We start from the raw sequence: 18,934 nt of genomic DNA, 5'->3' as shown, positions 1-18,934 counted from the left end.
AATGAGTTTGGAAACCATTTTATTTGAGAAAAAAGACGGCTACGCAAAAATTACGCTTAACCGCCCCGATGTTCTCAACAGCTTTAATGAAGTCATGCATGTTGAATTACGCGACGCCTTAAAAGACTGTCAAAAAGACGATGGCGTGCGCGCTATTTTGCTAACCGCTGCTGGGCGTGGCTTTTGTGCAGGGCAAGACCTTGGCGATCGCGCTGTTCAAGGTGATGAAGGTCCTCGCGATCTTTCCCAGACTATTGATAAATTCTATAACCCGCTATTGCGCCTGATCAAATCTATTGAAAAACCAATCGTTTGCGCGGTGAATGGTGTGGCTGCTGGTGCAGGTGCCAATATCGCACTGGCCTGTGACATTGTTTATGCCGCGCAATCTGCAAGCTTTATCCAAGCCTTTTGCAAAATCGGTCTTGTGCCTGATAGTGGCGGCACATGGACATTGCCAAACCTTGTGGGTGTCGCGCGCGCGAAAGCCTTGACATTGCTCGGTGATAAAATCTCGGCTGAACAGGCTGAAGAATGGGGCATGATCTGGAAATGTGTCGATAACGATGCCTTGGTTGAAACCACTGAAGAGCTGGCAGCCAAGCTAGCCCAACAGCCTACTTTAGGCCTTGGTCTGATCAAACGCGCCATTAATGAAGCGCCAACCAATACATTTGATGAGCAACTTGATATGGAACGTGACTTGCAAAAGCTTGCTGGTTTCAGCGATGATTACAAAGAAGGTGTTTCTGCCTTCTTGGAAAAACGTAAACCAAACTTCACAGGTAAATAAATGTCGGCTCTTTCATCCTCAGATACCATTGCCGTTATTGGCGCAGGCACCATGGGCGCAGGTATTGCCCAAGTCGCCGCCAAGGCCGGACACCCCGTTTTGCTTTTTGATGCCATGATGGGGGCTGCCCAAGTTGGTAAAGATAAAACCGCCAAGGGCCTTGCCCGTCTTGTTGAGAAAGGCAAGATGAGCCAAAGTGATGTGGACAGCCTGCTTGAGCGCATCCAAGTTGTTGATACTCTTGAAGCTCTCGCGCCTGCCAAATTGGTGATCGAGGCCATCATTGAGAATATCGAGATCAAACAGGATGTGTTTGGCAAGCTGGAAGAGATCTGTGGTGAAGATACCATTATGGCTTCTAATACGTCGTCCATCTCATTAACCGCGATTGGATCGAAACTGAAACGTTCCAGTCACTTAGCAGGCATGCACTTCTTCAACCCAGCCCCAATCATGCAGCTTGTGGAAGTAATCTCAGGCCTGACAACTTCAAATGAAGTTGCTGATTGCGTATACGAAACAAGCCTTGCTTGGGGTAAGAAACCCGTTCATGCCAAATCCACACCCGGCTTTATTGTCAACCGTGTGGCCCGCCCCTTTTATGCAGAGGCGTTGCGCGTCTTTGAAGAAGGCGGCGCGGATGTGGCAACCATTGACGCGGTGATCAAACAATCTGCTGGTTTTCGCATGGGCCCGTTTGAGCTCATGGACCTAATCGGTCATGATGTGAACTACGCGGTGACCACAACCACCTTTGCTCAATTTTATAATGATCCCCGTTTCTTACCCTCGCTTGTTCAAAAAGAACTGGTTGATGGTGGCCTGCTCGGGCGCAAATCAGGGCGTGGTTTTTATGATTATAGCGAAGGTGCTGCCAGCCCAGACGTTCAAACTGCCCCACAAGGGCTAAAGCCTTCCAAGATTATCATTGAAGGTGATCTTGGTCCTGCGGAAGTGTTGGTTGAGCGTATGGTTGAAGCGGGCCTTGATGTGGAACGTATCGAGCTTGAAGACAGCGTGATTGATCGCATCACGGTAGGTCATACCCATTTGATGCTCACCCCGGGTATGTTGGCAACCGAACTGGAAGCCTCCATGCCATTAGGTGAAGACAATGAAGCGTTGGTGCTGTTTGATCTGGCCATTGATTATGCCAAGACAGAGCGCATTACCATTGCCCCATCTGATCTTGCAGATGAAGAACATATTAGCGAAGCCTGCGGCCTGTTCCAAGCCATGGGTATTAACGTCACCGTTATGGATGATGTGCCCGGCCTGATCAATGCGCGCACCATCGCCATGATCGTGAATGAAGCGGCTGATACGGTTTATAAAAAAGTCTGCACGATTGCTGATGTTGATCTCGCCATGCAAAAAGGCGTGAATTATCCCAAAGGTCCATTGGCTTGGGCTGATGAGATCGGACCGGATTATATCTCAGCCGTGATTGAGAATTTGGGCCGCACCTATGGGGAAGATCGCTATCGCGTAAGTCCGCTTTTGCGCCGCAAGGTCAATGCAGGGAAATATTTCCATGAGTAACCTTACCCCGCAAGAACTCGCCCAAGCGACTTTTGAGACCATGTTTGCCAACGATCATAAGGCACAAGAAATGGGCATCAAAGTCACCGAGATTGCACCGGGCTATGCCAAGGGTGAGATGACGGTAACAAAAAGTATGCTCAACGGTCATGGCACCACCCATGGCGGCTCCACATTTGCACTGGCAGATACGATCTTTGCCTATGCCTGCAACACATATAACAAAGTTACGGTGGCATCAGGATGCGACATTACCTACTCAGGTCCCTCTTATGAAGGTGATGTCCTTACTGCAAAAGCGCGCGAAACCATCTTGATGGGCCGCTCGGGCATCTATGATGTCACCGTTACCAAACAGGACGGGACAGTGGTTGCACTGTTTCGAGGACGCTCACGAACCATTTCCGGGGAAGTAATTTAAGATGACTGACGCTTATATCATTGATGCCATTCGCACACCCATCGGCCGTTATGGCGGTGGCCTTTCTAAAGTCCGTGCGGATGACCTCGGTGCCATCCCCATGCGCGCACTGATGGAGCGCAACCCAACAGTGGATTGGTCCAAGGTCGATGACGTGATTTATGGCTGTGCCAACCAAGCTGGTGAAGACAACCGCAACGTTGCGCGCATGTCGAGCCTTTTGGCAGGCCTGCCAACAGACGTGCCCGGCACCACAGTCAACCGCTTGTGTGGCTCTGGCATGGATGCGGTTGGTTTATCAGCGCGTTCCATTAAGTCTGGTGATTGTGACTTAATGATTGCTGGTGGCGTGGAAAGCATGTCGCGCGCACCATTTGTGATGCCAAAAGCCGAAAGCGCTTTTTCACGCGGCAATGCGGTTTATGACACAACCATTGGCTGGCGTTTCGTCAACAAGCTGATGGATAAGGAATTTGGTACAGACTCCATGCCCGAAACGGCTGAAAATGTGGCTGAGGACTTTAATGTTTCACGCAAAGACCAAGATGCTTTTGCACTTCGCTCACAACAAAAAACCAAAGCCGCCCAAGATGAAGGCCGTCTGGCCCAAGAGATTATCCCGGTCAGCATCCCCCAGCGCAAAGGCGAGCCAAAAATCATTGAGATGGATGAACACCCCCGAAGCGATACCACCATTAAAACCCTCTCAGGCCTGCGCGCACCGTTTCGCGATGGCGGCTCGGTTACAGCAGGCAATGCCTCAGGTGTAAATGACGGGGCATGTGCTATACTTATGGCCTCCAAAGAGAGCGCTGAGAAAATGGGCCTAAAGCCGCGTGCACGTGTGATCGCCATGGCAACAGCAGGTGTGGCGCCGCGCATCATGGGCATTGGTCCCGCACCTGCTTCCAAGAAAGTGTTGGAGAAAGCGGGCCTGACCCTTGAAGACATGGATGTGATTGAGCTTAATGAAGCCTTTGCCTCCCAAGGTCTTGCGGTGATGCGTGAGCTGGGACTGGCTGATGATGATGGGCGCGTAAACCCAAATGGCGGGGCCATCTCACTGGGCCACCCATTAGGCATGAGCGGGGCGCGCCTGATCACCACCGCACTTTATGAATTAGAAAGAAGAAATGGTCGTTATGCCCTTTGCACCATGTGTATTGGTGTAGGTCAAGGCATCGCAACCATTATTGAACGCGTATAAAAAAATACCAAAACACAGGGAAAGTTTGGGAGTTACTTAAAATGCAAACAACAGATGTGCCTTTGCTTGGGGAACTAGACCCCATTGAAAAAGCCAGCGTAGACGAGCTACGTGCGCTTCAGTTCAAACGGATGAAATGGTCGTTGGAACATGCCTATCAAAATGTGGCCTATTATCGTGCAAAATGTGTTGATGCACAGGTCCACCCCGATGATTTAAAGCATCTGGATGATTTGCAAAAGTTCCCTTTCACAACGAAGGAAGACCTACGCAAAGCCTATCCGTTTGATAGTTTTGCCGTACCCATGGAAGAAGTCGTGCGCGTGCATGCCTCAAGCGGGACAACAGGTAAGCCAACCGTTGTGGGCTATACCAAGCAGGATTTAAAAGTCTGGGCAGGTGTGGTTGCACGTTCGCTTCGCGCAGCCGGTGTGTCTCACCATGACCGTGTGCATGTTGCTTATGGTTATGGCTTGTTTACAGGTGGTATGGGCGCGCATTACGGCGCAGAAGAGCTTGGCTGTACGGTTATCCCCATGTCAGGTGGTCAAACGGAAAAGCAAGTCCAGTTGATGCGTGACTTTGATCCTGATGTCATCATGGTGACACCGTCTTATATGCTCGTAATCGCAGATGAGATGGAACGCCAAGGTCTGGACCCACGCGAAATTAAACTGCGTTGTGGTATCTTTGGGGCCGAGCCCTGGACCAATAAAATGCGCGATGAGATGGAAGCCCGTCTTGGCATTGATTGCCTTGATATTTATGGTCTTTCAGAAGTTATCGGACCGGGTGTGGCCCAAGAATGTCTGGAAACAAAAGATGGCCCGACCATTTGGGAAGATCACTTCTATCCAGAAATTGTCGATACAAACTTTAACCCACTGACTGATGGTGAAATGGGCGAAATGGTCTTTACCTCTCTCACCAAAGAAGCCATGCCTGTCATTCGTTATCGCACGAAAGATTTAACAAAGCTGCTGCCCGGCACCGCACGTACCATGCGCCGCTTTGATAAGATCACAGGGCGCTCAGATGACATGATGATCATTCGTGGCGTGAATGTCTTCCCAAGCCAGATTGAAGAACAGGTCTTGCGCGATGAACGTCTCAGCCCACATTACCACCTGATCCTAAGCCGCAAAGGTCATATGGATTCATTGGCAGTGCAGGTTGAGCGCCGTGAAGACGGGCAAAGCAATGATGAGGATATTAAAAAGAAACTGTCTCATCACATTAAATCCTACATCGGGATTTCAACCAGCATTGATGTGCTTGAGCCCGGTGCTATTCCGCGCTCCCAAGGAAAAGCGGTTCGCGTGACTGATAATCGCCCTAAAGAGTAGACCTCTTAAATCAAACAAAAAAACGCCTTCTCCACATCAGGAAAAGGCGTTTTTTTTGATCTCGCAAATTACACTTTTAAAAAGAAAATTACTGCTCGCACTCTTTGTTGCGCAGGATAATCTCATTTGTTTTAGAAGCCGCAGTTTCCATCAAGATTAAAGACCCAAAACTACCCGCAATCACCACAGGCAAACCAACTGGACCAGCTGCAATTGCAGCCTTTGTGATCCCTGCTAAAGCGATTTTTACGGTAGCTAATTCAAGTAATGCCATGTCATACCCTCAAATGTTATTTTAGTTTATCCGTCCCGCCAAACCCAACTCTTGGTTAGGGGGGGGGGGGGGTAGGCACTTATTAGGTGTTAGTATCCAAGTTCGCAGGCTTAAAGTCAATTTATCTAAATATATATAAAAAGAGCCGGGCCCCTATACTTTAAGGACCCGGCTTTAGTATTAGGCCGCCTTTTGGAAGGCTATTTGCTCTCGACAGCCTAGGAGAATTATCTTTTGCCACCAAGCCCGATGGGGGCTGGCGCAAGGAAGGTGATGTCAGACAGAAGTTTTCTAAATTTATTCTTCGGCACATCCCCAAAAAGCGGATCAGCATTGTTGTTAAAGGCAGCTTCAATCGGTGCCCAGTCTTCTTCATCAAGAACACGCTCAGCTAAAGGAATAACAACATTATCTTCCAGCTTCATATGTTCACGATGGGCTGTTAGATAGTCTTTCAACACATCAACAACTTTTTCAACTTGGCCCGGGTGCTTGTCCTTCATGGCCTGAATATGGATTTCCAGCTTTTTGCGATGTTCAACACCTTGCTTGTGCTGTTCCTGCAATTCCATAATCACATCATTGGCTTCAGATGTTTTTTTCAACAAAGCCGGAAAAAGATAATCATCTTCTTTGGGATGGTGCATGGTATCGATGAATTCTTCGATATAGGTCATGATCTTTTCAATAAGGTCATAATCCACATCGCTTGATTTCAAACGGCCTGCTTCCAAATCCAGAACAAGCTGGTTGAGAACATGCAAAACCGTATTCAGGCTGAGATGCTCTCGCTTCATTATGTTGATTGCTTTGGTCATTTTGAGAACCCAATCAGAGTTTAGTGTTTATTCGACTTCTTCAAGCGCTTTCCACATGGCAACATCGCGCTCATCTGTCCAGATGCGGGGATGGTCTAACCCACCTGCTTCATCATAAGCACGTGTCACATCAAAAGGCAGACAGTGATCAAAGATCACCCATTCACCAAACTTTGGTGAAAGCGCTTCATATGTATCTTTATAAATCTCGCCCAATTCCTTGCCTTCTTCACGGCCCTTTTTCACAGACCCATAAAGAGACTCAAGGAAGTCTTGTGTTTCAGAGATTGCCTGTTCGCACAGCTCAGGCGTCATCAAAGCAGCACCACGACCGGGTACCAGTTTCTCAGGTTTTAACCCACGCAACACATCCAGTGTTTGCGGCCAATCCCCCAAATGCGCATCACCTGTATAGGGTGTCGCGCCAAATTCAACCAAATCACCGGCAAATAACACACCATCATCAGGCAACCATGCAATGGTATCACCCGCTGTATGACCACGACCAGCATGGATAATTTCCACACGGCGCTTGCCCATAAAGATGGTCATTTTATTTTCAAAGACCATTGTTGGCCATGTCAGGCCCGGTACAGACTCAACATCATCAAACAGACGCGGAAAACGCCCCACTTCAGATTTAAAGTCATGCTCGCCACGCTCTACAATCAGATCGTATGTGGGCTTGGAAGCGATGATCTGCTCAGCATTATAAGCAGAAGCGCCCATAACACGTACTGCATGATAATGTGACATCAAAACATATTTGATCGGCAGGTCCGTAACTTCACGAATACGACGGATCACGTCTTGGGCCATGGTTGGTGTGGCTTGGGTATCAATCACCATCACGCCATCATCACCAATGATGACCCCTGTGTTTGGATCACCTTCTGCTGTGTAGGCATAAAGGCCTTCACCGAGTTTCTCAAAGGAGACTTGTTTTTCGTCCAAGTCAGCTGCTGAGGCAAAATTCTTTGTCATATCTATATAGGTCCCTAAAGATAGAATTAAATTCCGAGATAAGCGGCCTTAACTGTTTCATCGTTAAGCAATTTCTCACCGCTATCGGTTAACGTGATTTTCCCTGTTTCCATTACGTAGCCACGATCTGCAACACGCAGGGCGGCTGTGGCGTTTTGTTCCACCAAAAAGATGGTGACGCCTTGTTCTTTGAGTTCTTCAACAATGGCAAAGATTTCCATCACCAAGACGGGTGAAAGCCCCATGGAGGGTTCATCGAGCAATAAAAGCCGCGGTCGCGACATCAAAGCACGCGCCATGGCGAGCATCTGCTGTTGGCCCCCAGAAAGTGTACCCGCGGCCTGATTGCGTTTTTCCTTTAAAATCGGAAAACGCCCATACATGCTTTCAAGATCACTTTCGATCTCCACCTTATCTTTCTTGGTAAAAGCACCCAAGCGGATATTGTCTTCAACAGAAAGGGCGGTAAAGACCTGACGGCCTTCTGGCACTTGGGCGATATCCAAGGGTACACGCTTTTCAGCCGCCATATCGGTAATATCACTGCCTTCAAAGCTGACTGTGCCGCTTGAGGCGGGCTGAAGGCCTGAAATGGTGCGCAACAGTGTGGTTTTACCCGCCCCGTTACCGCCAACCAAGGCAACCAGTTCGCCCTCATTAACTTCAAGATCAACCCCATGAAGGGCTTGGATACGACCATAGTGACTGGTGAGATTTTCAATTTTCAACATAGCCTTAGCCCCCCAAATATGCCGCAATAACATCCGGATTGTTTCGCACTTCCTGTGCACTACCTTCTGTCAGTTTACGTCCGTAATCAAGGACAAGGATATGATCTGAAATTTCCATAACCATCTTCATATCATGTTCCACCAGAACAACCGTAATACCACGCTCTGCCACTTTCTTGATGACTTCATCAATCTCGCGACTTTCTGCCGGGTTTAGACCGGCAGCAGGCTCATCCAGTAAAAGGATTTTTGGCTTGGACGCCAAGGCACGTGCAATTTCCAAACGCTTAAGCGCACCATAAGGCATGCTGTCCGTATCGGTATCGGCATAGTCTTTCAAACCCACAAAATCAAGCAGCTCAAGGCAAGTCTCGCGACAATGGGCATCTCCTTTTTTGATTTGCGGTAAACCAAAGAAAGAAGCCAAGAAACTACGATTAAGATGAAGGTGAGCCCCCACCATGACATTTTCAATCGCCGTCATGTTGAAAAAGATTTGCAGGTTTTGAAATGTTCGGCTCATGCCGCGCGCAGCCAGCTCATAAGGTTTAAACCCTGTCACCCCTTCATCATCATAAAGGACTGTACCGCTGGTTGGCGTATAGACCCCTGTGATCAAGTTAAACAATGTTGTCTTACCCGCCCCATTTGGCCCGATGATAGAATGGATCGTGCCTGGGTTAATGGTGAATGAGAGATCATCAATGGCCCGTACACCACCAAATTCAATCGAGAGGTTATTTACTTTTAAAAGGGTCATGGTTTCTCTCCCTTTTTAAAGAGGCCTGCAAGGGTTGGCACCAAACCTTTTGGAACGAAAATCATGGTCAGCATCAAAATTAAACCAAAAACAACATGTTCATAATCATGCAAGAATGTCAGAACCTGTGGCAATAACGTTAAAATAGCCGCGCCAATCACCGCCCCAAATGTAGAGGCCATGCCGCCAAAGACCACCATCACCACCAATTCGATGGAATGGAAAAAGCCTGCGATATCAGGGGAAACAAAGTTGGAATAGTAAACCCCAAAGCTCCCCACAACACTGGCAAATACTGCTGAGACAACAAAGATCAGGACTTTAAAACGCGTAGTGTCCACACCCACAACTTCAGCCGCAACTTCAGAGCCATGAACAGCACGTAGTGCGCGACCAATAGGGGAATGGATCAGGTTAAGTGAGGCCCAAACACTAAAGACCAATAAAGCACCTACAAGCCAATACCAGTTCATCTGCTCTGCCATAAAGGACAAGCCTTCAACATACATACCATCAGGGCCGCCTGTATGTTGATCTTCAGTATTAAGCACGATGGAGATGATAATCCCCATGCCCAATGTTGCCATGGCCAGATAATGGCCTTTTAACTTTAAGATCGGACGGGCAATGAAGAAGGCCAACACACCTGTAAAGAGGGCTGAAACAAGCATTGCCAAAATCGGGTCCCAGCCCTGATTCATGGTCAAAATGGCACTACCGTAAGCCCCAAGACCAACAAACGCACCATGGCCCAAGCTGATTTGCCCCGCATAACCGATTAACAGGTTTAGACCGATACAGACTATCGCGTTAAAGCCGATCAAAATGGCGATTTCATAATGGAAAGCATTATCAAGAAAGGCCGGAAGAATTGCGATAACGCCACAAAGTGCGAGGATACCGCCCGTGCGAGGTGATTTTAATGTCATCATAACTACACGCGCTCCGTTCCGGTTTTACCAAACAGGCCGCTTGGTTTGAAAAAGAGCACTAACAAAATAAGAACAAAGGCAACGGCGTCTTTATATTCAGACATCCAATAGCCAGCCCCCATGGCCTCGGCAATACCAACGATCATCCCGCCAGCAACCGCGCCCATACCATTACCAAGCCCACCAAGAATAGCCGCGCAGAAGCCTTTTAGGCCCAACATAATGCCAGCTTCAAAGTTGGTCAGCGTAATCGGAGCGATCAAAATACCAGCTGCTGCGCCCAAGGCTGCAGACAAGCCGAAACTAATAAATAAAACGAGACGCACGTTAATTCCCATCAATTGGGCTGCGTCACGATTGAGAGAGGTCGCAATAATCGCCTTTCCCATGATGGTTTTATCAAAGAAATAACGAAGCGCCAAAACCAGCAAGATGGTCACGCCCAACACCCACAGGCTTTGTGGCAAAATGGTTGCCCCTGCGATGTTAATCGGTTCATCCCCACTAAAGGATGGCAATGCATGAAATTCCTTGCCCCAGACAACCTGTACCAGACCGCGCATGACGATGGATGCCCCGATGGTAATGATGATCAAGGTCACCACTGATGCCCCGCGTGCAGGTGCAATGGCAAAACGTTCCAGACCAAAACCGAAAAGGGTCGTCAGTGCAATCGCCGCCAAAATGGCAACCGGCATCGGCAGACCGAGCCCTAAGAAGAAAACAGTCCCCATTCCGCCTAACATGACAAACTCGCCTTGCGCAAAATTGATCACATGTGATGCGTTATAGATGATGGAGAAACCCAAGCCGACCAAGGCATAAGTTGCGCCAAGCGTCACACCGGAAAACAGGAATTGCAGGAATTCTGCGTGCATTTCATTAAGTCTTTCTTGAAGATAAAACTCACCTGTTGCTTCCTAAACCTTGTCAGGAAACTTTCAGAATTTTCTTAAAGATTGGGAGTGAGGAAAACCTCACTCCCAACAAGGCCATTATTTTACGAGTGACCAGCTGCCGTTTTTGATTTCCAGCATTTTAAAGGCTGACAAACCCAGACCAAGGTGGTCAGTCGCAGACATATTCACAACACCACCGGTGCCGATGTAACCGCTTGTTTTTTCGATTTCATCACGAACTGCGTCTTTGTCCGTGCTGCCTGCACGTGTGATTGCAGCAACAGCCATTTGCAGGCCGTCATAAGCGTGACCACCGAATGTGGAAACGGAAGAACCATAAGCATTTGTGTAAGCTTTGGTATATTCTTGGACCACTGCTTTTTGTGGATCAGACGCAGGAAGCACATCAGCAACCAACAAAGCAGCAGCAGGAAGACGAACACCTTCAGCAGCATCACCAGCCAGATCGATGTAGCTCTTAGAGGCAACACCATGAGACTGATATAGCGGTGCATTCATACCAAGCTGACGGTAATTTTTTGTCACAATTGCAGGGCCTTGACCAAAACCGGCATTTACAACGGCCTGAACACCGGAAACACCTTTAATTTTCGTCAATTGCGCTGTCATATCGGTATCTTTTGGACCATATGTTTCAGACGTTGCAATTTTAATTTTGTAAGCAGGTGCCAATTTCGCACATTGGCCGTTCATGGACTTACCAAAACCGCCTGTACCGGAGATCATGGCGATTGTGTTTAAGCCACGGCTGTTCAAATCTTCAAAGATTTTACCACAAGCCATTTTGTCAGTATGAGGCGTTTTGAAAACCCACTTTTTCACAGGCTCAACAATCTTTACAGAACCCGCCAAAGAAATGAAGGGCATGCCGGCTTTTTCAACAATCGGAATAACAGCCATTGTTTCACCAGAAGCAGAACCACCAACAATGATATCTACTTTATCTTGGTTGATCAGGCGTTTTGCCGCAACGATCGCTTTAGGTGGCGCAGCACCCGTATCGTAATGCACCAGTTCAACTTGACGGCCTAATACGCCACCGCTTTTGTTCAATTCTTCAACATAAAGCTCAAGCGTTTTCAGTTCAGGGTCACCCAAGAAAGATGCAGGCCCCGTAACAGCCAAGAACGTACCGATTTTGATCGGGTCAGCCGCATTTGCGTCTGTTGCATTCAAAGCAAGTGCACTGGTAACCATACCCAATGCAGCGATTGTAGTTTTAATCTTATTGTGACGTGAAGTCATAATCTCTTTGCCTCCCAAATAGACAATATTTCGTTTGTTGTAATTTTATCTGCCAGCTTGTGCTTTTTTGCACGTTATCTTATAACGCGAATTAATTATGCGCATGCAACTGGCGACTTCGTCAACCAGGGCTTTGATTATTTTTTATAACCACACCCTCTTTTTATTAGTTTCGATTGAAACTATTTCAAATAAAACTAATCGTCAAGAAAAATTTAGAACCCTTTTAACTTGACGATTAAAGACGACATCCTTCTTTAAAAAAGCTTTCCCACCCCCAAAGAAAGATGCCCAGTCCGTTCTTGATCAAGCCGCGTTTTTAGACAGGAGCCCCTGTACTTTAACGCGTGCTTCACCAAAATCTTCCACACTATGTTCGTAACGATCACGTGCGAGGGAGTATTTTTCCACCAGATCGGTTTCAATACTGCCTTTAAAAATATTAACGTGGAGACGTTCACATTCATCCAGATAATGATCTGCCAACAAACGCACTTTCATATAGTCACGTGCTGCTTCGCGAACAGTTGGTTCCAACCCATCAAAGCTTGGCACCTGTGCTTGCTCAAGAGGGAAATCACCTTTGAGGTGCTCCCACATTTCAGCCCAGTCATCACGACTTTCTTCGCCTTCAAAATGGACATAACCAAATTTTGAAAGAACACTGCGACCAGTTGAAAACAGTTTGTTTGGTAGTTCCGGGATCATGATAAACGCCTCCTTGTTTTAGGGTCAGGACCTAGATATTAGCTTGCCGCTTTAGACACTTGTTCGTCCAAATCAGCAGCTTCATAACCAACACGCATGTCATAATCAGCTTCAACACCTTGTGGCATTTCAAGACCAACTTCTTTCAAACGTGATTCCAAAAGCTCAAGGTATTCTTCTTGAAGTTCTTCAGGTTTTTTAACTTTGATGCCGTACTCGTAGTACTTATCAAACATCGCAGACTGCTTATCGCCTTCTTTAGAAGGACGGCCATAAAAACCAAGGCCAACTTTCATGAATTTCTCAACGCGCTTTTGCATGAACTGACGGGTCTCTTCCCCACCAAATTCGATACAACGCTTAGAAGCCCACACACCAAATGCAAGATGACCATATTCTTCTTTATGGATGCGCACATTCACACGTGCCCATGGCAGGTAAGAACACTCACGATATTGACCAAGGAAAGCCACAGCCGCAGGTGTTACAACAGTTGAGAACAAGGCAACATCTTCCCAGCACTCAAAAAGCTTAGACCAGTTTTCCTTACGAAAACCGTTAATGATCGTTACTTTTTCACCATCTGGGTTATTTGGGTTTGTGACCAGCTCACGCAAACGTGCGTTCACATCAACACCAAGGTCAGACATCAAGTTCCAGATGTAATACCCGTGACCCATTTCTTCCATCACCTTTTTAGAAAGGCGATATGCTTCTTCAGGGCGTGGAGCAAAGCGCATGTTTTCTGCAACGCGCTGTGCGCCTGCATATTCAGAATCGCCTTGGAAACTCATCAAATTTAATAAGAGCTTCTTGTACTCTTCCGGCATTTCATCGCCTTTATCGTACGTTTTCCATTTAGCCATAGTTTCCTCCAACTGTTTAAATCTTCTTCCCATACCATCTAGCGGCATCTTTCTCGTTATATGACACACTAAATGATTCTTTTCTGAGAATAATGTATCATATTAAATTCTGTCAAACCCTTTTTATATCTTCTCTAGAAAAATCACCTTAACCTATTAAAACATTAGAATTTTTAGTTTTGCTTTTTTTTACAAAATTAATATCAAATGATACATTTCATAAAGCGTTACACTTTTTTAAGTGACATAGCTAAAATATGTAACTATTGTATCGCACAGAGAGTAAGCACTGAAAATTTACGCGCAATGTGCTATGACATAGCGCGACATTTTACCTCTCTATTTAGAAATACAGGTTCGGATTACCATGACGAATAACAAAAAAATTCAGGATGCTATTTTCGAGTTACGCGATAAAACCACATTGCGGGCGAAGTCCTTATTGGTAACTGTTTATGGTGATGCCATTCTTCCTCATGGTGGCTCTGTCTGGCTTGGTAGCTTGATTAATCTGGTCGAACCACTTGGTTTAAGTGAGCGTATGGTGCGCACGGCTGTTTTTCGCCTATCTAAAGATGAATGGCTGGCCTCAAACCAGATCGGGCGACGCAGCTATTATAAGCTCACAGAAATTGGTCGTCGGCGTTTTGAAACAGCGCATCGTCGTATTTATGCCTCCCCCCATCGCACATGGAACGGGGAATGGCTGATGGTAATCGTCAATAAGGCCAATCTGTCTCAAGATATTCGGGATGCCTTGCGCCGTGAATTTCAATGGCTTGGCTTTGGCACTGTTGCGCCCAATGTGTTTGCTCATCCCGCAGCCGATATTCGCGCGGTGCGTCAAATCATTCAGGATATGGATGTGACTGATGATGTGGTCACCATGGCTGCGCGTGCTGATCGTCAAAGCGGCAATACACCGCATCGCAATATGGTCCATGGCAGTTGGGACCTTGAGCAGTTAGCAGACGATTACAATAATTTCCTTGAGGCCTTTCGCCCCTTTTATCATGCGCTCAGCAGTGAAGGCGAGATTGACCCACAAAACAGTTTTTTGGTGCGCACCCTGCTTATCCATGAATATCGCCGTATCATGTTGCGCGACCCTATGTTGCCAGATGAGCTGCTTCATGCAGACTGGCCGGGATCAACCGCAGCAACCCTATGTGCAAATCTTTATCGTCTTTGTGCACCCAGTGCAGAAAAACATCTTGAATCCTTACTTGAAACAGCAGAAGGCCCCCTGCCCGATGCCAGCCCGTATTTTTATAATCGCTTTGGCGGGCTTGTCGGTACAGAAGAGGGCTCACTAGAAACAGAGAGTCTCACCTTATGACTGCAAAAATCGCGATCATCGGCAGTGGCCCCAGTGGCTTTTACGCCGCCGATACCTTTGCCAAAAAACTACCCGAGTGCCAAATTGATATTATTGAGCGTTTACACACGCCCTTTGGCCTCGTGCGCGCCGGTGTAGCGCCAGACCATCAAGGCACCAAAAATGTCACCCGCCAGTTTGAGCGCACCATGAATAATGAAAATGTGCGTTTTCTCGGTAATGTGGAAATTGGCAAAGACATTTCTTATGGCGAGCTTAAAGAGCTTTATGACATTGTCTTTCTCGCCATCGGTGCCTCGGTTGATCGCAAAATGGGCATTAAAGGTGAAGAACTTAAAGGGGTTTATGGCTCCAGCGCTTTTGTAAACTGGTATAACGGTCATCCCGATTATGTTGAGCTTTCCCCAAAGCTTGGCCCACAAGGCGTCGCAATTATCGGCAACGGTAATGTGGCCATTGATATTGTGCGCGTATTGGCAAAATCTTCTGAGGAAATGGAAGGCTCAGACCTGTGCCAACATGCAGAAGAGGCCATTGGTGCCCAAGACTTAAGCGCCTATTACATGATCGGGCGTCGCGGTGCTGCCCAAGCCGCCTTTACGCCGTCAGAGGCAAATGAACTTGGTCACCTTGCCCAGTGCCACCCTGTCATTTTAAATGATGACTTAAGTGCTGAGCCGCAAGAAGATGATCCTAAAGCGCAAAAGAATAAAGAAAAAAATATGGAAATTCTGCGCGCTCTTGCGGATCAAGAACGCGGGAATAAGACCAAGACACTCAACATGCAATTCTGGGCCAAACCCGTTGAAATTCTCGGTGAGACTTCGGTTGAAGGCTTGCGACTTGAACGCACAGCCCTTGTTGAAGGACGCCTTCAAGGAACAGGTGAGACCTTTGATATTGAGGTTTCCACCGTCATTTCTGCCATTGGCTATGAAACCGCTCCTTTTGAAGGTCTGCCCATGGCGGGCACCATTGTTAAAAATAACGAAGGCGTTGTGGAAGACGGCGTTTATGTTTCTGGCTGGGCCAAACACGGCCCCCAAGGCACCATCCCAACCAATCGCAAAGAATCCATGGAGATGGCAAAGCGCGCTATTGAACAGTTTGATGGTGAAAGCAACAAGCAAGGCTCCGCAGGCCTAGATGCCCTACTCAATGAGCGCAATGTCACCACGGTTGATTTTGACAATTGGAAAAAAATCGAAGCCAGTGAGGAAGCTGCCGCGCGCCCAGGCCGTGTGCGTGAAAAACAGGTCAGCTTTTAAGATTGGTCGTCCTCGCAAAAGCGGGGACCTCTTATCCCTTTTTTTAAAGCACTCTCATCACGTCTTCATAGCGCGATCAGAAAACGGCACGGTAAAGAAGAAGCTCGCGCCTTTACCATGAATACTTTCCACCCAGATTTTGCCGCCCAGATGATCAATAATGCGCTGACAAATAGCAAGGCCAAGGCCAGAGCCTGTGGGGTTGCCTGTCCCAACCTGTTTGGCCTGATAGAATTTTTCAAACACGCGCTGTAATTCATCTTCATGCAAGCCCGGGCCATAATCTTTGACTTCCACACGTACATGGTCGCCCATATCCACAAGGTTGATATCAATCTTGCCGCCCTCACCCTTGTAAATTTTTTGGGCGTTCGAGACTAAGTTAATAACAATCTGGGTGAGCTTGTCTTTATCTCCAAACACGAGCGAGAGATATTTCGGCACCCGTACATTCAGCTCCACATTGTCCTTCTCACATTCTTGGCTCAATGTCTCCACACCATGCTTAATCACATCGCGCATTTCCACTTCACCAATATCCCATGTCTCACGCCCCGATTCGATACGGGCGAGATCAAGCACTTGGTTAATCAATCGGGTTAAACGTTGGCATTCCTCCACCATCACCCCAAGGAAGTTCTGGCGTTGCTCAATCTCGATATCTGGATTGTCATGCAAAATCTCGGTAAACCCACGAATGGAGGTCAGCGGGGTGCGTAGCTCATGGGCCACATGAGAGAGAAACTCATCTTTAAGACGGTCAAGCTCGCGCAAACGCTCATTAGCTTCCTGCAATTCAGTGGTTGCTGTTTCCAAGGCTTCAGATTTTAGCTCCAACTGGTGGGAATATTCAATCACGTGGGAGGCTTCATCAAGCACTTCCAACATCTCATCAAGGCTTGCGCCTTTACCTTTTACAACGGATGCCACCAAGACACGGGCTGAGGCTGACCCGATGGCACCTGCAAGCAGGCGCTCACAAAAACGCACCGTATAGGGTGCTGCCTGATCCCAATTATTTTCATCAATATCACGGCGCACCGCATGTTCACTAAAGGCTTTATAGGTAGCATCGCGCCCAATATAACGTGACGAGAGATTACGCAGTTCACTCACAGAAACTTGTGCGCCCCAAAAACCGACCGACTGAGCCAAGGCAGCTTGACGGTCCACTTCCACAAACAAGGTGGCCTGAATACGCTCAATCGCACTGGGACGATCAAACAGCGAGAACAGAATATAACTGCCGATATTAGCAATCATGGACCAAAATAGCGCATGGGAGATATTATCCATGCCGCCCAGCCCAAAGAGCTGATAAGGCTTCAACAGGTCAATCCCAAAGGGGCCTTGATTAACAAAAGAAATCGGCAACCAATCAGAAAGGGCAAAAGACGGCAACACCAATGTATAGCCCCAGACCATAAAGCCCGCGATCAGTCCGGCAACCGCACCGCGTTGCGTGCCGCCTTTCCAATAAATCCCGCCTAGGATCACAGGCGCAAACTGGGCGGCGGCTGTAAAAGACACAAGTCCAATGGTCACCAGCGCATAAGATTCACCAATAATGCGGTAATAGAGATATCCCAACAGCAAGATAATGATGATCGCCATGCGCCTGATAAATAGGAGCAAGCTCGTCATCTCTGTGCGTTCTTCCAGTTTGGTTTTGAAAAAACGCAATAAAATCGGCATCACCAGATCGTTACAAATCATGGTGGAAAGTGCGATCGCAGCCACAATCACCATGCCTGTTGCCGCAGAAAGCCCCCCGATAAAGACAAACAAGGCTAACCACGGATGACCTTCTGCCAAGGGCAAAGCGAGCACAAACGTATCGGCATCCACCCCGCCATCACTAAAATAAAGCAAGCCACCCAACGCAATGGGCAAGACAAACAGGTTAATGAGCAAAAGATAAAGCGGGAACATCCAAACCGCATGAGACAAATGGCGCTCATCGGTATTTTCCACCACAATCACCTGAAACTGGCGGGGCAAGAAGATAATGGCAACCATCGCCAATATCCCAAGGGTCAGCCAGTTGCCTTCAGCCTTGGACATGGTCAATAAACTTGAAAGATCTTGATGGGCGGCTGCGCGCGCATAAATATCTGACACCCCGTCAAACATGGAATAGCTGACAAAAATCCCCACCGCGAGAAAAGCCAAAAGCTTAATAATGGATTCAAAGGCAATAGCGGTGACCATACCTTCATGCTGCTCCGTCGCATCAATATGGCGCGTACCAAACACAATGGTAAAAGCCGCCATCAACAAGGCCACATAGAGAGCCTTATCATCCCATATCGCACTTGGCGCGCTTTCAGCCACACCAACCATCACATTATAACTGGTCCAGACCGCTTTTAACTGTAAGGAGATATAAGGCATAATCCCGACCACCGCGATGATGGTCACAAGCCCGCCCAACACATGGCTTTTACCATAACGTGAGGAGACAAAATCAGCAATGGAGGTAATACGATGCTTGCGGCTGATGCGCATGATTTTGCCGATCACAAACCAACCCAGTAAAAAGGTTAAGGTCGGGCCAAGATAAATTGGCAAAAACCCAATCCCGCTGGAAGCTGCCCGCCCAACAGAACCATAAAAGGTCCAAGAGGTACAATATACCGCAATGGAAAGAGCATAAATCGTTGGATTTTTAAGCAGGCTTCGCCCCTGTTCTGCCCGGCGATCCCCCCAATAGGCGATAGCAAAAAGCAGTCCCAAATAAATGGCTGAGGCAATAAAGATGGAAGCATTGGACAACATAA

The 18,934-nt window shown here is 47.6% G+C and carries 18 protein-coding genes; 7 read left to right on the top strand and 11 right to left on the bottom strand.

What is annotated here, in order from left to right:
• The first annotated feature begins 1 nt into the window (after position 1).
• The 5 genes from paaG to paaK are packed head-to-tail and all read left to right on the top strand — an operon-like array spanning position 2 to position 5,309.
• Positions 2–793, top strand: coding sequence for a 2-(1,2-epoxy-1,2-dihydrophenyl)acetyl-CoA isomerase PaaG (paaG, locus tag MTBPR1_RS03730; protein ID WP_069186212.1), 792 nt, complete (start codon positions 2–4; stop codon positions 791–793).
• Positions 794–2,335 carry a 3-hydroxyacyl-CoA dehydrogenase gene (locus MTBPR1_RS03725; protein WP_069186211.1) on the top strand — a complete coding sequence of 514 codons (1,542 nt, stop codon included), beginning with the start codon at positions 794–796 and terminating at the stop codon, positions 2,333–2,335.
• A complete protein-coding gene (gene paaI / locus MTBPR1_RS03720) occupies positions 2,328–2,756 on the top strand; it encodes a hydroxyphenylacetyl-CoA thioesterase PaaI (protein ID WP_126464991.1) in 429 nt (142 codons plus the stop codon). Before MTBPR1_RS03725 ends, paaI begins: the two co-directional genes overlap by 8 nt.
• A gap of 1 nt (position 2,757) precedes the next feature.
• Positions 2,758–3,963 (top strand): 3-oxoadipyl-CoA thiolase, encoded by a 1,206-nt coding sequence (pcaF, locus tag MTBPR1_RS03715; protein WP_069186209.1) that lies wholly within the window; start codon positions 2,758–2,760, stop codon positions 3,961–3,963.
• 41 nt (positions 3,964–4,004) lie between these two features.
• Positions 4,005–5,309: a phenylacetate--CoA ligase PaaK gene (gene paaK, locus MTBPR1_RS03710; protein WP_069186208.1), complete on the top strand. Its 1,305-nt coding sequence runs from the start codon at positions 4,005–4,007 to the stop codon at positions 5,307–5,309.
• An 88-nt stretch (positions 5,310–5,397) separates the two neighbouring features.
• Here paaK and MTBPR1_RS03705 read toward each other — a convergent pair whose 3' ends face one another.
• The 10 genes from MTBPR1_RS03705 to MTBPR1_RS03660 form a co-directional block, all read right to left on the bottom strand.
• Positions 5,398–5,583, bottom strand: coding sequence for a hypothetical protein (locus MTBPR1_RS03705; protein ID WP_069186207.1), 186 nt, complete (start codon positions 5,581–5,583; stop codon positions 5,398–5,400).
• A 227-nt stretch (positions 5,584–5,810) separates the two neighbouring features.
• Positions 5,811–6,401 (bottom strand): hemerythrin domain-containing protein, encoded by a 591-nt coding sequence (locus MTBPR1_RS03700; RefSeq protein ID WP_069186206.1) that lies wholly within the window; start codon positions 6,399–6,401, stop codon positions 5,811–5,813.
• Positions 6,402–6,428: 27 nt separating this feature from the next.
• Complete coding sequence (locus MTBPR1_RS03695) at positions 6,429–7,385, bottom strand: MBL fold metallo-hydrolase (protein WP_069186205.1); 957 nt, start codon at positions 7,383–7,385, stop codon at positions 6,429–6,431.
• Between the two features lie 26 nt (positions 7,386–7,411).
• Positions 7,412–8,116, bottom strand: a complete 705-nt coding sequence (locus tag MTBPR1_RS03690) for an ABC transporter ATP-binding protein (protein ID WP_069186204.1) — start codon at positions 8,114–8,116, stop codon at positions 7,412–7,414.
• A gap of 4 nt (positions 8,117–8,120) precedes the next feature.
• Positions 8,121–8,876: an ABC transporter ATP-binding protein gene (locus MTBPR1_RS03685; protein ID WP_069186203.1), complete on the bottom strand. Its 756-nt coding sequence runs from the start codon at positions 8,874–8,876 to the stop codon at positions 8,121–8,123.
• Positions 8,873–9,808, bottom strand: coding sequence for a branched-chain amino acid ABC transporter permease (locus MTBPR1_RS03680; protein WP_069186202.1), 936 nt, complete (start codon positions 9,806–9,808; stop codon positions 8,873–8,875). The genes MTBPR1_RS03685 and MTBPR1_RS03680 overlap by 4 nt, the downstream gene beginning before the upstream one ends.
• A 2-nt stretch (positions 9,809–9,810) precedes the next feature.
• A complete protein-coding gene (locus MTBPR1_RS03675) occupies positions 9,811–10,686 on the bottom strand; it encodes a branched-chain amino acid ABC transporter permease (RefSeq protein ID WP_069186201.1) in 876 nt (291 codons plus the stop codon).
• A gap of 117 nt (positions 10,687–10,803) precedes the next feature.
• Complete coding sequence (locus MTBPR1_RS03670; protein WP_069186200.1) at positions 10,804–11,973, bottom strand: ABC transporter substrate-binding protein; 1,170 nt, start codon at positions 11,971–11,973, stop codon at positions 10,804–10,806.
• A 306-nt stretch (positions 11,974–12,279) separates the two neighbouring features.
• Entirely contained in the window at positions 12,280–12,681 is a 402-nt protein-coding gene (locus MTBPR1_RS03665; RefSeq protein ID WP_083222867.1) for a hypothetical protein, read from the bottom strand.
• A gap of 38 nt (positions 12,682–12,719) precedes the next feature.
• Positions 12,720–13,547 (bottom strand): Phenylacetic acid catabolic protein, encoded by an 828-nt coding sequence (locus MTBPR1_RS03660; RefSeq protein WP_069186199.1) that lies wholly within the window; start codon positions 13,545–13,547, stop codon positions 12,720–12,722.
• A 367-nt stretch (positions 13,548–13,914) separates the two neighbouring features.
• On the opposite strand from MTBPR1_RS03660, the gene paaX reads away from it, so the two are divergent.
• On the top strand, positions 13,915–14,886 hold the full coding sequence (paaX, locus tag MTBPR1_RS03655; RefSeq protein ID WP_069186198.1) for a phenylacetic acid degradation operon negative regulatory protein PaaX: 972 nt from the start codon (positions 13,915–13,917) through the stop codon (positions 14,884–14,886).
• A complete protein-coding gene (locus MTBPR1_RS03650; protein ID WP_069186197.1) occupies positions 14,883–16,154 on the top strand; it encodes an FAD-dependent oxidoreductase in 1,272 nt (423 codons plus the stop codon). The genes paaX and MTBPR1_RS03650 overlap by 4 nt, the downstream gene beginning before the upstream one ends.
• A gap of 57 nt (positions 16,155–16,211) precedes the next feature.
• On the opposite strand, the gene MTBPR1_RS03645 is transcribed toward MTBPR1_RS03650, so the two are convergent.
• Entirely contained in the window at positions 16,212–18,932 is a 2,721-nt protein-coding gene (locus MTBPR1_RS03645) for a sensor histidine kinase (protein WP_069186196.1), read from the bottom strand.
• Between the last annotated feature and the right edge of the window lie 2 nt (positions 18,933–18,934).

Source organism: Candidatus Terasakiella magnetica (assembly GCF_900093605.1).
Lineage (GTDB): Bacteria > Pseudomonadota > Alphaproteobacteria > Rhodospirillales > Terasakiellaceae > Terasakiella > Terasakiella magnetica.
Note: the sequence above shows the minus strand (reverse complement) of the source record. Positions and strands in the feature narration are given on the sequence as shown.

Coding starts and splice junctions, on each gene's coding strand:
- MTBPR1_RS03650 (WP_069186197.1), top strand. CDS start 14,883: ATGACTGCAAAAATCGCGATCATCGGCAGTGGCCCCAGTGGCTTTTAC.
- pcaF (WP_069186209.1), top strand. CDS start 2,758: ATGACTGACGCTTATATCATTGATGCCATTCGCACACCCATCGGCCGT.
- MTBPR1_RS03700 (WP_069186206.1), bottom strand. CDS start 6,401: ATGACCAAAGCAATCAACATAATGAAGCGAGAGCATCTCAGCCTGAAT.
- MTBPR1_RS03725 (WP_069186211.1), top strand. CDS start 794: ATGTCGGCTCTTTCATCCTCAGATACCATTGCCGTTATTGGCGCAGGC.
- MTBPR1_RS03685 (WP_069186203.1), bottom strand. CDS start 8,876: ATGACCCTTTTAAAAGTAAATAACCTCTCGATTGAATTTGGTGGTGTA.
- MTBPR1_RS03645 (WP_069186196.1), bottom strand. CDS start 18,932: ATGTTGTCCAATGCTTCCATCTTTATTGCCTCAGCCATTTATTTGGGA.
- paaG (WP_069186212.1), top strand. CDS start 2: ATGAGTTTGGAAACCATTTTATTTGAGAAAAAAGACGGCTACGCAAAA.
- paaI (WP_126464991.1), top strand. CDS start 2,328: ATGAGTAACCTTACCCCGCAAGAACTCGCCCAAGCGACTTTTGAGACC.
- MTBPR1_RS03680 (WP_069186202.1), bottom strand. CDS start 9,808: ATGATGACATTAAAATCACCTCGCACGGGCGGTATCCTCGCACTTTGT.
- MTBPR1_RS03675 (WP_069186201.1), bottom strand. CDS start 10,686: ATGCACGCAGAATTCCTGCAATTCCTGTTTTCCGGTGTGACGCTTGGC.
- MTBPR1_RS03705 (WP_069186207.1), bottom strand. CDS start 5,583: ATGGCATTACTTGAATTAGCTACCGTAAAAATCGCTTTAGCAGGGATC.
- MTBPR1_RS03670 (WP_069186200.1), bottom strand. CDS start 11,973: ATGACTTCACGTCACAATAAGATTAAAACTACAATCGCTGCATTGGGT.
- MTBPR1_RS03665 (WP_083222867.1), bottom strand. CDS start 12,681: ATGATCCCGGAACTACCAAACAAACTGTTTTCAACTGGTCGCAGTGTT.
- MTBPR1_RS03690 (WP_069186204.1), bottom strand. CDS start 8,116: ATGTTGAAAATTGAAAATCTCACCAGTCACTATGGTCGTATCCAAGCC.
- paaK (WP_069186208.1), top strand. CDS start 4,005: ATGCAAACAACAGATGTGCCTTTGCTTGGGGAACTAGACCCCATTGAA.
- MTBPR1_RS03660 (WP_069186199.1), bottom strand. CDS start 13,547: ATGGCTAAATGGAAAACGTACGATAAAGGCGATGAAATGCCGGAAGAG.
- paaX (WP_069186198.1), top strand. CDS start 13,915: ATGACGAATAACAAAAAAATTCAGGATGCTATTTTCGAGTTACGCGAT.
- MTBPR1_RS03695 (WP_069186205.1), bottom strand. CDS start 7,385: ATGACAAAGAATTTTGCCTCAGCAGCTGACTTGGACGAAAAACAAGTC.